Origin of the sequence: Brevundimonas sp. UBA7838 (genome assembly GCF_002500885.1) — a bacterium.
Taxonomy (GTDB): Bacteria; Pseudomonadota; Alphaproteobacteria; order Caulobacterales; family Caulobacteraceae; genus Brevundimonas; species Brevundimonas vesicularis_C.
Genome location: NZ_DLTK01000109.1, coordinates 1 through 13,971, shown reverse-complemented (window position 1 = coordinate 13,971; position 13,971 = coordinate 1). Strand labels below are relative to the sequence as shown.

Sequence of the window (13,971 nt, the reverse complement as noted above, 5' to 3'; positions counted from 1 at the left end):
GCATGAGGGCCTGGCGATGCTCACGCGCAAACAGCACGAACTGCTGATGTTCATCCACGAACGCATCCAGGAGACCGGCGTCTCCCCTTCGTTCGACGAGATGAAGGAGGCGCTCGATCTGGCCTCCAAGTCTGGCATTCACCGGCTGATCACAGCGCTGGAGGAACGCGGCTTCATCCGCCGTCTCGCTCACCGCGCCCGCGCGTTGGAAGTCACGAAGCTGCCCGAACAGGCGACGGCCGGTGCGCCGCGCGGTCGCGCCGGGTTCAAGCCCGACGTCATCGAGGGCGGCGGCGGTGTTCGCGCTTCGGCGCCGCTCGCGGCCAACGACACCCGCGAGTTGCCGCTGATGGGCAAGATCGCCGCCGGCACGCCGATCGATGCGATCGAGCATGAAACCGCCCGCTACCCGGTCCCGGAATCCATGCTGGGTTCGGGCGAGCACTATCTGTTGGAGATCGAGGGCGACTCCATGATCGAGGCGGGCATCCTGAACGGCGACATGGTGGTGATCAAATCGACCGACAACGCCGCCTCCGGAGAAATCGTGGTGGCTCTGGTGGAAGGCGAGCAGGCGACGCTGAAGCGCCTTCGCAAGAAGGGGGCCTCGATCGCGCTGGAACCCGCCAACCGCAACTACGAGACCAAGATCTACGGCTCGGATCAGGTCGCGGTCCAAGGCAAGCTGGTCGGCCTTATGCGCCGCTATCACTGACGTCCGGATCGGACTGACGCGCCCAGGGGCGGTCGCCGCGAACGTCGGCCGTCCACACCGCGCGCCATCGATTCGGCTCGCCCGAACGGACGCGCCACAACTTTACTGCCCCGCCTCGCGCAAAATCCACCCCGTCCAGGACAAGGCGATCCTGACAGGCGCTTGGAATTGAGGTGACGACAGCGCGGACGCTGACGACGGGCGCTGCGCGGCATAAAGTCTCCATCTGATCTGAGCTCGGCGACTTCCGCCCCCACCAGATTGCAACGGGCCCGGCCTCATCGGCTTCCGGTCGACAGGAAAAGCGGTCGCAGACCCAGCCTGTCTCCGAGCGATCCGTCATGGCCAGCCCCCGTCGTCGCGACCAGAGATCCACCGCAAATTCACGCACGCCAGGCCGTATGACGACGGCCGCCCAGTCACGGTGAAAGGCGGCGTTTGTTCCGCCATCGCCAATCCAGAGGTTCGGCGTCGGCGCACGCGGCCAGATCAGGACGGCGGCTGCGAAGGGCAGTCCCATCCATCGCAGGCGGCCCTGCCACAGACAGACAAACAGCACGCCCAGAAAGGCGATCGGCAGGACATAGTTCGGCGCGCTGGCGACCGTTCTGACCGCCCCAGGCAACCCCGCCGTCCAGGCGCCGATCGCCAGCATCAGATCCACGCCCCATCCCGCGACCGCTAGGAACGGTCCCCCCAGCCCCAAGGGCTCAAGCGCTGCGCCCAAGGCAAGCGCCGGCATCAGGATGAAGTCCGCCACGGGCGACGTGCCGAGATTGGCCAGCAGTCCGTACATGGCGGTGCGGTTGAAATGTTGCATGGCGAAAGGTCCCGTCGCCAATCCTGCGACGACGCTGGCCGCCACAGCCGCCGTCAGCCACCCGCCCAGCCGTTGGACTGCCAGGATCGGCCAAGGCGCGGATATTTCGCGCGGGCGCTTCGGCCAGGCCTCGACCAAGGCGACCAAGGCCGCCGTCGCCGCGAACGACATCTGGAAACCCGGCGTGACGATGGCTTCAGGCTGGATCGCCAGAACGATGAAGGCCGCCACAGCCAGGCCATGCATCGTGACCGCCTGTCGCTCCAGCAGGATGGCTAGAAACGCGATGGAGGCGGTGATCGCCGCCCGCTCGGCCGGCGGCGGCGCGCCCGACACCACCAGATAAACCCCGACCGCCGTGAGGCCCGCCAAGGCCGCGACCTTCTTGCCGTGAACCCGCAGGGCCAGCCAGGGCCAGGCCGCCACGCCCAGCCGCACGGCGAAAAAGACGAAACCGCCGACTATGGCCATATGCAGCCCTGACACCGACAGGATGTGCGCCAGGCCGGAATCGCGCATCACGTCCATGTCCTCCTGACTAATCCAGGTTTCATGGCTGGTGGTCATGGCGGCGGCGATCCCGCCGGTCCGTTCGCCGAGCCTTGCCACGATCCGCTCGGCCAGTGCGAAACGGGCTCCGTTGACCGCCATTTCAAGTCGAAGCCGCCACGGCGGAGGGGCAAGCTCGGCTCCACGCGTTTCGCCCAAGGCGAACGCCACGCCTCCCATGCCCTGGAAGAAGGCGTTCCGGCCGAAGTCGTAGGCGCCAGGGCTGGCCGGCGCAGGCGGCGGATTCAGAATGCCAAACAAGCGGATCGCCTCGCCGGGTCGCGGCGGCTCGCCCCGCACCGTCGCCCGCAAGCGCACCGGCGTCTGCTCGGGCGTCAGTCCGCGGATCCAGACCGGCGCAATCACGACCCGCGCGCCTCGCTGCCCCGGGCTGTCGACATCAACGACCCAGGCTTCGATCACGGTCGGTTCGCTGAGCACGGGCGCGATCGGCGCGGCGACGGCTTCGGTGCGCACCTTGGCCGCCGCCAGCCCACCTGACGCGCAGGCCACCATCAACAGCAGCCAGGTCAGACGCCGCGACCCGCCGCGCCGGCGCGCCACCACCCAAAGCCCAAAGGCCAAGGCGGCGCCCAGCAACAAGGGCCACAAGACCGGCTCGACTCGCAGGGCGAAATAGACGCCGCCGCCCACGCCGAATGCGACCGGCGCCCATAGCCGCCATCTCAGGGTCTGGGCGGCGACTTCGGCGTGCAGCCAAGCGCGCAATCGCGCAGCGGGGGTAGGTTTTGCCGCATCGGGGCGTATAAGGGCGTCGCTTACGGACCCCTCCCCCATGACCTCACCTTCCTCGACTGTCGTCACCCGCTTCGCCCCCTCGCCGACAGGCTATCTGCATATCGGCGGGGCGAGAACCGCTTTATTCAACTGGCTATACGCCAAAAGACACGCTGGACGTTTCCTGATCCGCGTCGAGGATACCGACCGCGAACGCTCGACCGATGAGGCGGTGAAGGCCATTTTCGACGGCTTGAGCTGGCTGGAGCTGTTCGCCGACGACGAGCCGATGTTCCAGTTCAGCCGGGCCGACCGCCACCGCGAGGTGGTCGATCAACTGCTCGAAACCGGCCACGCCTACCGCGACTTCACCTCGGCCGAGGAGACCGGTCGTCTGCGCGATGAGGCCAAGGCGGAGAAGCGCACTTTCGAATCGCCCTGGCGCGACCGCGAGCCGACCGTAGATGATCTGGCCTCGCCGCACGTCGTGCGCTTCCGCCGGCCAAAGGCGACGACGGTCACGGTGGCCGATGAGGTCCAGGGTGATGTGAACTGGTCGACCGACGACCTGGACGATCTGGTGCTGCTGCGTTCGGACGGCGCGCCGACCTATAATCTCGCCGTCGTTGTGGACGACCACGACATGGGCGTGACCCACGTCATTCGCGGCGACGACCATCTGAACAACGCCGCGCGCCAGAGCCTGATCTACGATGCGTTGGGCTGGACGCGTCCGACCTTCGCCCACATCCCCCTGATCCACGGACCGGACGGCGCCAAGCTGTCGAAGCGTCACGGCGCCCAGGCGGTGCATGAATACGCCGAGATGGGCTACTTGCCCGAGGCCATGCGCAACTATCTGGCTCGCCTGGGGTGGGCGCACGGCGACGACGAACTGTTCAGCGACGCTCAGGCCATCGAATGGTTCGATCTCGCCGGCATCGGCAAGGCGCCCGCCCGCTTGGACTTCGACAAACTGGCCCACGTCAATTCGCACTGGCTGCGTCTCGCTGACGATGAACGGCTCGCCAAGCTGACGCTGGATGCGCATCTGCAGAAGGGTCACGCCCTGGCGGAGGCGGATGAAGCCCGCCTCCAGCGCGCCATGCCTTTCGTCAAGGACCGGGCCAAGACGATCCTCGATCTGGCCGACCAAACCGCCTTCGTTCTGAAATCCCGTCCGCTGATACTGGACGACAAGGCGAAGGCGCTGCTGTCCGGTGAGACGCTGGATCGCCTCGCCCGCCTGCGTGAGCGGCTGTCCCTGTTCCAATCCTGGGACGTCTTCGCGCTGGAAGCCGAGCTCAAGGCCTTTGCGGAATCCGAGGGCGTCGGGTTCGGAAAGATCGGCCCGCCAATGCGCTCAGCGCTTACCGCAGGGTCAGCATCACCTGATATTGCACGAACTTTGTCGGCTCTTGGGCGCGACGAAAGTCTCGGGCGCTTGGATGATGCGCTGCAACAGACTAAGTGATCACCCACAAACCAAAAAGCGGCCGACGCCTCCCCGCGCCTGGACGTGTGATGCAAAGGGGCATTCATGACTGAACAAGCCAAACCCGCCGGCTCGGCGACCCTGTCCTTCGAGGACAAGACGATCGAGTTGCCGGTCCTTTCGGGCTCCACCGGCCCGGACGTCATCGACATCCGCAAACTCTATGCGGGAACGGGCGCCTTCACCTTCGATCCCGGCTTCACCTCAACGGCGGCCTGTGAATCGGCGCTGACCTACATCGACGGCGACGCCGGCGTGCTGCTGCACCGCGGCTATCCGATCGACCAGCTGGCGTCGAAGTCGAACTTCGTCGAGGTCTGCCACCTGCTGCTGCACGGCGAACTGCCGACCGCCGCTCAGTACGAGAAGTTCGAGAACAGCATCACCACCCACACGATGCTGCACAGCCAGTTCGATCGCTTCTTCGAAGGCTTCCGCCGCGACGCCCACCCGATGGCGATCATGGTCGGCACTGTCGGCGCCCTGTCGGCCTTTTATCACGACAGCCTGGACATCCACGATCCGATCCAGCGCGACATCTCGGCCATTCGCCTGATCGCCAAGATGCCCACGATCGCGGCCCGTGCCTACAAGTACCACGTCGGCCAGCCGTTCGTGTCGCCGCGCAACGACCTGTCCTACGCCGAAAACTTCCTGCGTATGTGCTTCGCCGTGCCGGCCGAGGACTATCACGTCGATCCGGCCCTGGTTCGCGCCATGGACCGCATCTTCACCCTTCACGCTGACCACGAGCAGAACGCCTCGACCTCGACCGTGCGTCTGGCCGGTTCGTCGGGCGCCAATCCGTTCGCCTGTATCGCCGCCGGCATCGCCTGCCTGTGGGGCCCGTCGCACGGCGGCGCGAACGAAGAGGCGCTGACGATGCTCAAGGAAATCGGCACCCCGGACAAGATCCCGGAGTTCATCCAGGGCGTGAAGGACCGCAAGTACAAACTCATGGGCTTCGGCCATCGCGTGTACAAGAACTACGACCCGCGCGCCAAGGTCATGCAACAGTCGGCCTATGAAGTGCTCGCCGCCACGGGCCGCGAAAACGACCCGCTGTTCCTGGTCGCCAAGGAACTGGAGAAGGTCGCCCTGTCGGACGAATACTTCACCTCGCGCAAGCTGTTCCCGAACGTCGACTTCTATTCGGGCATCACCCTGTCGGCGATGGGCTTCCCGACCACCATGTTCACCGTCCTGTTCGCCCTGGCCCGTACCGTGGGCTGGATCTCGCAGTGGCAGGAAATGATGGCCGACCCGTCGCAGAAGATCGGTCGCCCGCGTCAGCTCTACACGGGCCCGACCCAGCGCGACTATGTGCCGATCGAACAACGCGGCTGATACGCAGGCTAGGATGCAAAACGCCGGGGAGACATCCCCGGCGTTTTTCTTTGTCGTCAGACCAGCTTCAGATCCGCAAACCGGGCAGCCAGGTCATCCAGATCGCGGTGCATATGGGCCACACCGATCGCAGCAGCGCCCAAAGCCACATCGTCCCCTTCGACGGCCATGGACAGGGCCAGGCTTTGGTCGATCGCGCCCATGGGCTGGGCGGCCCTGCCTTGAGACAGCGCTTTGAGTTGCTCCACCGCGCGCTCCGCATCCTGCGACCAAGGATCCAGCCGGGCGCCGGCGCCCTCGGCCTGGAAACCGCGCCCCAGGATGACGATGTCGCTGCGCACGCGCCAGAAGGCGCGCACGAGCGCAGCCCGATCCGCCGTCTCACGTTGCGGACCGGGCAGATCGATGACGTTCTTGGCGGCCTGACCCAACGCATCCAGTCGTCGCTTCAGATCGGCATGACGGCGCGAAATCTCGGACGCATCCTCGGGGGCGGCCTTTGACACCAAGGCCAACAGCACCGCCGCCTCGCCCGCCGCCTCGCGCGCCTGAAGCTTGAAGGACTGCCTGGCATGGCGCGGAAACAGGGCCAGGATCGCCAGAACCCCCACGCCACTGCCGACCAGGATTTCCATCACCCGATCCAGCGCGAGGGACGCCGGTCCTTCCGCGCCCGTCCCGCCGGCGATGACGATGGTCGCCGTTACGGGTGCGACCTTCAGCCAAGGCCGCCCGGTTGCCAAGAAGGCCAGCAGGCCCGCCGAGACAGCGATGCTCAGCGCCATGCTTTCCAGGCCCGGCGGACGAAGGAAGGCGAACACCGCCCCCGCCAGCGCTCCGGTCGCCGTGCCGATGGCCCGGTCGCGCGCAACGGTCAGGACGCCGCCACCGACGCTCGCCTGAATGACGACGATGGCGGAAATCACGCTCCAGTACGGGTGCGGCAGGTTCAGCCAGGTCGCGAGATAGAGCGCAGCCATCGCGCCCACCGCCATCTGAAGCGCGGCGCGGACCTCGGCCGCACGTCGCGGACTGAGCGCCCGCGCCATCGTCAGCTCGCCGACTTCTCGGCGATGACCTTCAGCACCGCGGCGGCAGCCAGTTCGGACGGGTCCGGTCCTCCGCGTCCCATCAGGTCCAATGCCGCCGTCTGGAGACGCGCCTGTACGGCCGCCAGGGCCGGGTCGGCCAGCAGCCGCCCAACCGCCGCCGTCAGAATGGCCGGGGTCGCCTCGTGTTGGATAAACTCGGGCGCGATCCGATCGTCGGCCGCGACATTGAACAGGGTGATGTGTTTGGCGGTCACGAACCGCTTCATCAGCTGATAGCTGAGCCCGTCGATCTTGTAGGCGATGACCATCGGCGCGCCCGCAAGTGCGAGCTCGGTCGATACGGTGCCGCTGGTGGCCAGGGCGACGGTCGCGGCGCGCATGGCGTCATACTTTTCGGCTTCGTCGACCAGATGAACGCGGAAGGGCCAGGCGGCGACGCGGCCCGCAACATCGTGAGCCACCGTCCCTGCGGCGACCACGGCGACTTCGAGGCCGGGGTTCGTGGTCTTCAGCTTTCTGACCGTCGCCTCATAAACGGGGGCCATCCGCGTGATCTCGCTGGGCCGGCTGCCGGGCAAAACCAAGAGAAGCTGCGCGTCGGCCGCGATCCCACGACGTGCGCGGAACGCTGCGCCGTCCGCAGCATCGACGTTTACGTGAAGCGCCGACGACCCGACCACGGTCGTCGGCAGGCCCTCGCGCTCGAACCAGGGCGCATCAAAGCCATAGAGGGCCAGCAGGTGATCGACGGCGCCTGCCAAGGTCTTGGCCCGGCCCGGCCGTGAGGCCCAGACCTGAGGCCCGACGTATTTGATCAGCGGCAGGTCCGGCCGCGCGGCCCGGATCGCCTTGGCCACACGGATCGTGAAGCCCCAACTGTCGATCAGCACAACGGCGTCGGGCTTTTCCCGTTCGGCCAGCGCCGCCGTCTGCTCGACGCGCCGCTTGACCTTGCCATAGGCGCGCAAACCCTCGATCCAACCCAGGATGGACAATTCGGCGATGTCGAACGGGCTAACCACGCCTTCGGCCGCCATTTTGGGCCCGCCGACGCCAACAAAGGCCACATCGTCTCCTAACCGCGCCTTCAACGCCTTGGCCAGGCCGGCGCCCAGCGCATCGCCCGAAGCCTCCGCCGCCACCAGCATGATCTTCAGCGGACGGCTCACCGATCCTCGCCCCACACGAACAGGCCCAGACGGTTCGCCGTCTCGACGATGGCTGCGCGATCGATCAGGATCAAACGTCCGGCCACCCCGCCGATGCCCGCAAGACCCGCCGCCGCCGCCATTTCGACGGTGCGCGGCCCGACCACTGGCATATCGACGCGCAGATCCTGAATGGGCTTGGGCGCCTTGCCGAGCGCGCCCTTGGGGCTATCAACCGCTCCACGCAAGTCGGCGGGCAGGCCAGCGACGCGGGTCAGCATCGCGTCCGTGCCTTCCTGCGCCTCGACCGCGAGGACCAGCCCGTCACAGACCACGGCGCCCTGACCGATATCCAGTTCACCCGATTTTTCGGCGACATGCAGCGCCTTCTTCAGATCGTCTAGCTGCTCCTCGGTCGGCGAGACGGTGCCCAGCGCGCCCGCGCCGAGCGTGTCGCCGCCCAGTATGTCGTCGGCGCCCTCGACGGCGAAGCCTTCGGCCTCGAACACCGACAGGATTTTACGCAGCAGGGCGTCATCCCCCTTGGAGGCGGCGGCGGCGATGCCCGGCAACAGGGTCGCCCCTTTGAAATCAGGCTTGAGCGTCTTGAAATCCGGCCGATTGACGATGCCCGCCAGACACACGGTCGTGCAGCGCTCGGTCTTCAGCGCCTTCAGGATCGCACCGATCTGCGCCATGCCGAATTCGGCGCCGGGCCAGTGCGCCAGATGTTCATCGGCAAACCCGGACAGTCGGATCACGAAAACCGGCCGCCCTAGCGCGTCGCAACGCGCCGCGACGGCCGCCGGCAGATCACCGCCGCCCGCGATCAGACCCAGCTTTCCAGCCACGCTCATTCCGCGTTCGGCAGGCACAGCGGACGCCGCCCGCCGTCGCGGATGAAGGCGATGATCTCCATGATCTCGGGCAGGTCGGCATAGCGTTCCGCCACGCCGTCGATCCGACCGGCGAACTCGCCCTCGCCCTCGAACAGATCGCGATAGGCCGCGAGCAGACGCCGCACCTGATCCTTGCCGTATCCCTTGCGCTTCAACCCGATCAAGTTCAGCCCACGCAGCCGCGCATGATTGCCCCAGGCCGAGCCGTAGGGGATGACGTCGCGCGTCACCGCCGCCAGACCGCCGATGATCCCGCCCCGCCCGACGCGACCGTTCTGGTGCACCGCGCACAGTCCACCCAGGAACACCTTGTCCCCGACCTGAGCATGACCGCCCAGGGTCGCGTTGTTGGCCATGACCACATTGTCGCCGACGACGCAGTCGTGGCCGACGTGAGCGCCGGTCATAAACAGGTTGTTCGAACCCACGACCGTGACGCCCGTCCCCTGCGGCGTGCCCCGATTGAAGGTGCAGTGTTCGCGGATCAGATTGTTCTCGCCGATCTCCAGCCGAACCGTCTCGCCCTTGTAGCCGTTGTGCTGCGGGTCGCCGCCCATGACGGCGAACGGGTGGATGACCGTCCCGGCCCCGACCGTCGTGTCCTGCTGCACCACGACATGGCTGACCAGACGCACATTGTCGCCCAGCACCACATTCGGCCCGACCGTGCACCATGGGCCGACCTGCACCCCCTCGCCCAGGGTCGCCGTCGCGTCGATCAGAGCCGTGGGATGAACGGTCATCAGGCCGCCGGCCCAGGCGCTGGAGTGGGCACAGTCACGACCATGGCCATGAACTCGGCTTCGGCCGCCAGCTTGCCGTCGATGAAGGTCTCGCCCCGGAACTTGTAGGCGTCGCCCCGCGCGCGGATCACCTTGACCTCCATACGGAGCTGGTCGCCGGGCCTCGCGGGCTTTCTGAAGCGAACCCCGTCGATCGACATGAACATGATGACCTTGTCGGCCACGGCGACGTCCAGCGTCTTGGACATCAGCAGGGCGCCGGTCTGTGCCATGGCCTCGACAATCAGCACACCGGGCATGACTGGGTCGATCGGGAAGTGCCCGGGAAAGAAAGGCTCGTTGTGGGTGACGTTCTTGATGCCGACGATCGACGTCGCAGGCACGAACTCTTCGGCCTTGTCCACCAGCAGGAAGGGATAACGGTGCGGCAGCCGCCGCATCACCTCGGCGTAATCGATCTTGCCTTCGACGGCAGTCGTGTCGCTCATCCCTATGATTCCTTCGGAGCCTTCTTCGATGAGGCCTGTTTGGCGAGCCAGACCGTCTCGCGCAAGAACTGTCGGATCGGACGCGCCGGATAACCCGACCAGGTCTCGCCGGCAGGAACATCGGCCAGCACGCCGGCCCCGGCCGCGACGCGCGCGCCCTCGCCGATCGTGATGTGGTCTCCGATCCCCGCCTTGCCGCCGAAGATGACGTTGTCGCCCACGGTCACCGAGCCCGAGATGCCGGTATTGGCGACCAGCAAACAGTTGCGACCGATGACGCAGTTGTGGCCGACCATGACCAGATTATCGATTTTGGTGTTTTCGCCGATGACCGTGTCGTCATAGGCGCCACGGTCGATGCATGAGTTGGCGCCCACCGTCACGCCGTCCTGAAGAATGACGCGGCCGAGTTGGGGAATATCCATTACCCCCGCCGCTGTCCCCGTGGCGCCAAAGCCCGCTTCGCCGATCCGGGCGCCGGCGTACAGCTTCACCCGGTCGCCGATCAGGGCGAAGGCCACGCTGACGTTGGCGCCGATCGCGCAATCACGGCCGATCTGCACGCCAGGCGCGATGACGCTGTTGGCGCCGATGCGGGATCCTCGACCGATGCGGACGCCCTGCCCCAGGATCGCGCCGGGTTCGACCACGACGCTGTCGTCCTCGCACGCCGCGTCGTAGGTGATCGCTTTGTCCAGAAGTATGGGCCGATGCAGCGCCAACGACGCCTTGGCCCAGGCGGCTTGCGGCGTGCGCGAGATGATGACGGCGGCGGACGAAGGCGCGGCGTCCTTGGCCTCAGCCGGCACGATAACGCAGCCGGCCTGTGTCGTCGCCAGCGCGGCGGAGAACTTGCGGTCGCCCAAGAACGCGATCGCGCCCCCGTCCGCAGAGGACAAGGGCGCGACGGAGGCGATCATGCGATCCCCGCCCCGCTCGACCTCGCCGCCGATCTGCGCCGCCAGATCGGCGACGCTAAGGGGCGACAGGGTTTCAAAGAAGCGGGGATCGGGCATCTACGACTTAGTTGGCGGCAGCCGGTTGAGCCTGCGTCTGAGCCGGCACGGCCATACGGTTGAAGCTCAGGGTCGGCAGGGCCGTGTTCAGGCGTTGGATCGCCAGGTCAGTGACATCCATGGCTGGGTTCATCATGAAGACGCTCTCGCGGTCCAGCAGCAGGCCGCAGCCTTTTTCCTGATACAGGGCGGTCAGGATCGGCGAGACGGCCTCAGTGATGGCCTGACGCTGCATGCCCAAGGTGTAGCGCAGTTCGTTTTCACGGGTGGCTTCCAGCTGCTGGGCTTCTTGAGCGCGCTGCTGCAGAGCCTGACGGCGCTGTTGCAGTTGGTCGGCCGGCAGGCTCGAACCCGAGGCTTGCAGTTGCTGGGCGTCCGACTGAATGGACGTGGCGTAGGGTTGCAGTTCGCCCTGAACTTCCTGGGCCAGCTGTTGCATCCGGGCTTCGACAGCCTGACCGGCCGACGACTGGGCCAGCAGACGCGCGTTGTAATAGACGCAGACGCCGGGGATGACCGGGCCGGGGTTGGCGGGCGCGCCGGCCTGTTGCGCCGAAGCGGCGGTGGCGATGAGCGAAGCAGCGGCCGTCGCCGCGATGATCAGAGCTTTCATGGGGTTTCCTCGTGCGGTCGAAAAGCCGCGATTAGAACTGAGTGGAGGTCGAGAAGCGGAAGGATTCCGTCTTGTCGTAATCTTCCTTGGAAAGGACCTTGGAGATGTCGAAGCGGATCGGACCCATCGGCGACTTCCAGTGAATGCTGACGCCAGCCGACGCGCGCAGCGACAGCTCATCGGCGATGTTGGTGTTCACCGTTCCGGTGGATGTCAGCTTGTAGCGGTCGTCCAGCACGCCCAGCGTACCCACATCGGCGAACAGCGAGGTCTTGATGCCGTATTGCTCGGGCAGATAGTTCGGCAGGGTCAGCTCCACCGTGCCGATGGCGTAGAAGTTGCCGCCGAGGGCGTCGGTCGTATTCAGATCGCGCGGCCCCATACCGGCCGTCTCGAAGCCGCGGAAGCTGTTGCCGCCCTTGAAGAAGCGGTCGTTGATGCGGATCGGATCGCCGTTCCAGCCGCTGACGTATCCGGTCGAACCCTGAACGCTGACGACCCAGGCTGGGGTGATGCCATAGTACCAGCTCGCATCAGCCTCGGTCTTCACATAGTTCACGTCGCCGCCCAAACCCGCGAGGTCCTGACGCAGCGAACCGGCCCAGCCGCGTGTCGGACGGATCGGATCGTTGGTGTAGTTGACCTGAAGCGTGTAGCCCGCCGACGAGTTGATGAAGCTGCCGATTTGGTCGCACAGCGCCGAGGATCCCTGGCCCACGCCCGAGCAGAAGCCCGTCGGCACGATGATCTCGTCAGACTTCAGGAAATAGCGCGTGCTGAGCAGCATATTGCCGTTCAGCGGGTAGGACAGACGCAGGCCCGCTCCGGTCGAACGATAGTCGTACGACGAATACTGGCTCAAGTCGTAGCGCGAGTGGAACAGGTCGAAGCCGGCGCGCAGATCGCGTCCCAGAAACTTCGGCTCCGTAAAGCGGAAGTCGACCTGCTGACGCAGCGAGCCCCACTCCAGACGGGCCACGACGTTTTGGCCACGTCCGCGGAAGTTCCGCTCCGAAATACCCAGGTTGACGGTGAAGGAATCCACGGAGCTGAAGCCTGCGCCAACCGACAGTTCGCCAGTCGGCTGTTCCTGGACGTTGACGTTGATGACCGAGCGATCCGGCGCGCTGCCGCGCGTCTCCTCGACCGTAACGTCCTTGAAGAAGCCCAGGGCGCGCAGGTTGTTGCGCGAGCGCTCCATAAGAGCGCGGTTGAAGGCGTCGCCCTCGGTCAGCAGCAGTTCGCGGCGGATCACCGGGTCGATCGTGCGGGTGTTGCCGACCACATTGATGCGATCGATGTAGACCCGCTGGCCCTCGGACACGTTGAAGGTCACATCGACCGTGTCCGTCTCGGGATTGGCCTTATAGGTCGGATTGATCTCGACAAAGGCGTAGCCGGCCGAACCCGCCGCGAACGTCAGGGCGTCGACGGCCTGTTCGATCTTGTCGCTCTCGTACAGCTGGCCTTCTCGGATCGGCACCAGGGCCTTCAGGAAGTCGGCGTTCAGCCGGTCGTTCTGGGTGACGACCTTGATCTCACCGAAGTTGTACTTGTCGCCTTCGTTCAGCGTCAGGGTCAGCTGGAACGCCTGATCGTCCGGCTGTAGCTCGGCGACCGAGGACACCACGCGGAAGTCGTAATAGCCGCGGTTGGTGTAAAACTTCCGCAACTGCTCCTGATCGTATTCCAGGCGGTTGGGGTCATAGTTGTCGTTGTTGGAGAAGAACTTCCACCAGGTCGACTTCTCGGTGACCATCACACCGCGCACGTCACGATCGGAAAACGCCTCGTTGCCCAAGACGTTGATGGCGCTGATCCCGGTCTGCGGGCCTTCGTTGATCTCGAAGATCACATCGACGCGGTTCTGTTCCAGCTGGACCAGCTTCGGCGTCACAGTCGCAGAGATGCGGCCTTGCAGGCGATACAGTTCGACGATGGCGCCGACGTCTTCCTGAACCTTGGCGCGGGTATAGATGCCGCGCGGCGCCAGGGTCACTTCCTTGGTCAGCTTGTCCTTCGACAGCGCCTTGTTTCCCTCGAACACGACCTGGTTGATGATCGGGTTCTCGACGATCTGGACGATCAGATCGCCGTTCTGGATGCCCAGTTGCACATCGGCGAACAGGCCCGTCCGCGACAGGGTGCGCACCGCGACGTCCAGCACCGAGGCATCTACCGCGTCACCAGGACGGATCGGCAGATAAGAAAGGACCGTCGTCTGGTCGATCCGCTGCGCGCCCTGGACGATGATGCGGTTGATCGTGATCGTCTGCGGCGCAGCGATCTCGACACGCGGTTCGGCGGCGCTCGCCGCCGCCTGAGGCGCGGCCGTCGGCGCGGGGGTC

General features: G+C 65.9%; 12 protein-coding genes. 3 read left to right on the top strand and 9 right to left on the bottom strand.

The window, feature by feature from the left end:
- Positions 1-16: 16 nt before the first annotated feature.
- A complete protein-coding gene (gene lexA, locus B3T77_RS10050) occupies positions 17-715 on the top strand; it encodes a transcriptional repressor LexA (RefSeq protein WP_066627658.1) in 699 nt (232 codons plus the stop codon).
- Here lexA and B3T77_RS10045 read toward each other — a convergent pair.
- Positions 696-2,813: a ComEC/Rec2 family competence protein gene (locus tag B3T77_RS10045; RefSeq protein WP_312184595.1), complete on the bottom strand. Its 2,118-nt coding sequence runs from the start codon at positions 2,811-2,813 to the stop codon at positions 696-698. The genes lexA and B3T77_RS10045 overlap by 20 nt on opposite strands.
- Before the next feature lie 67 nt (positions 2,814-2,880).
- Between B3T77_RS10045 and gltX the strand changes: the two genes are divergently transcribed.
- Together gltX and gltA are read left to right on the top strand one after the other, a co-directional pair.
- Positions 2,881-4,296 carry a glutamate--tRNA ligase gene (gene gltX / locus B3T77_RS10040; protein ID WP_292079269.1) on the top strand — a complete coding sequence of 472 codons (1,416 nt, stop codon included), beginning with the start codon at positions 2,881-2,883 and terminating at the stop codon, positions 4,294-4,296.
- A gap of 66 nt (positions 4,297-4,362) precedes the next feature.
- The gene (gene gltA, locus B3T77_RS10035; protein WP_292079267.1) at positions 4,363-5,664 is read left to right on the top strand and encodes a citrate synthase; all 1,302 of its coding nucleotides are present in this window, start codon (positions 4,363-4,365) and stop codon (positions 5,662-5,664) included.
- A 56-nt stretch (positions 5,665-5,720) separates the two neighbouring features.
- Here gltA and B3T77_RS10030 read toward each other — a convergent pair whose 3' ends face one another.
- The 8 genes from B3T77_RS10030 to bamA all read right to left on the bottom strand — a co-directional run.
- Complete coding sequence (locus B3T77_RS10030; protein ID WP_292079264.1) at positions 5,721-6,713, bottom strand: FUSC family protein; 993 nt, start codon at positions 6,711-6,713, stop codon at positions 5,721-5,723.
- Positions 6,714-6,715: 2 nt separating this feature from the next.
- Positions 6,716-7,885, bottom strand: coding sequence for a lipid-A-disaccharide synthase (gene lpxB / locus B3T77_RS10025; RefSeq protein WP_292079263.1), 1,170 nt, complete (start codon positions 7,883-7,885; stop codon positions 6,716-6,718).
- Positions 7,882-8,721 (bottom strand): UDP-2,3-diacylglucosamine diphosphatase, encoded by an 840-nt coding sequence (lpxI, locus tag B3T77_RS10020; protein ID WP_292079261.1) that lies wholly within the window; start codon positions 8,719-8,721, stop codon positions 7,882-7,884. The genes lpxB and lpxI overlap by 4 nt, the downstream gene beginning before the upstream one ends.
- On the bottom strand, positions 8,718-9,506 hold the full coding sequence (gene lpxA, locus B3T77_RS10015; RefSeq protein ID WP_292079260.1) for an acyl-ACP--UDP-N-acetylglucosamine O-acyltransferase: 789 nt from the start codon (positions 9,504-9,506) through the stop codon (positions 8,718-8,720). The genes lpxI and lpxA overlap by 4 nt, the downstream gene beginning before the upstream one ends.
- On the bottom strand, positions 9,506-10,000 hold the full coding sequence (gene fabZ, locus B3T77_RS10010) for a 3-hydroxyacyl-ACP dehydratase FabZ (RefSeq protein ID WP_409514535.1): 495 nt from the start codon (positions 9,998-10,000) through the stop codon (positions 9,506-9,508). Before fabZ ends, lpxA begins: the two co-directional genes overlap by 1 nt.
- Positions 9,997-11,010 carry a UDP-3-O-(3-hydroxymyristoyl)glucosamine N-acyltransferase gene (lpxD, locus tag B3T77_RS10005; RefSeq protein ID WP_292079257.1) on the bottom strand — a complete coding sequence of 338 codons (1,014 nt, stop codon included), beginning with the start codon at positions 11,008-11,010 and terminating at the stop codon, positions 9,997-9,999. Before lpxD ends, fabZ begins: the two co-directional genes overlap by 4 nt.
- A 7-nt stretch (positions 11,011-11,017) precedes the next feature.
- Positions 11,018-11,623 (bottom strand): OmpH family outer membrane protein, encoded by a 606-nt coding sequence (locus B3T77_RS10000; RefSeq protein ID WP_055753512.1) that lies wholly within the window; start codon positions 11,621-11,623, stop codon positions 11,018-11,020.
- 31 nt (positions 11,624-11,654) lie between these two features.
- Positions 11,655-13,971 (bottom strand): outer membrane protein assembly factor BamA (bamA, locus tag B3T77_RS09995; RefSeq protein ID WP_409514533.1); only part of this gene is annotated, 2,317 nt, incomplete at its 5' end.

Excerpts from the sequence above, each read along its gene's own strand:
- lpxD (WP_292079257.1), bottom strand. The coding sequence starts at position 11,010 with ATGCCCGATCCCCGCTTCTTTGAAACCCTGTCGCCCCTTAGCGTCGCC.
- lpxI (WP_292079261.1), bottom strand. The coding sequence starts at position 8,721 with ATGAGCGTGGCTGGAAAGCTGGGTCTGATCGCGGGCGGCGGTGATCTG.
- lexA (WP_066627658.1), top strand. The coding sequence starts at position 17 with ATGCTCACGCGCAAACAGCACGAACTGCTGATGTTCATCCACGAACGC.
- gltA (WP_292079267.1), top strand. The coding sequence starts at position 4,363 with ATGACTGAACAAGCCAAACCCGCCGGCTCGGCGACCCTGTCCTTCGAG.
- B3T77_RS10000 (WP_055753512.1), bottom strand. The coding sequence starts at position 11,623 with ATGAAAGCTCTGATCATCGCGGCGACGGCCGCTGCTTCGCTCATCGCC.
- B3T77_RS10030 (WP_292079264.1), bottom strand. The coding sequence starts at position 6,713 with ATGGCGCGGGCGCTCAGTCCGCGACGTGCGGCCGAGGTCCGCGCCGCG.
- lpxA (WP_292079260.1), bottom strand. The coding sequence starts at position 9,506 with ATGACCGTTCATCCCACGGCTCTGATCGACGCGACGGCGACCCTGGGC.
- gltX (WP_292079269.1), top strand. The coding sequence starts at position 2,881 with ATGACCTCACCTTCCTCGACTGTCGTCACCCGCTTCGCCCCCTCGCCG.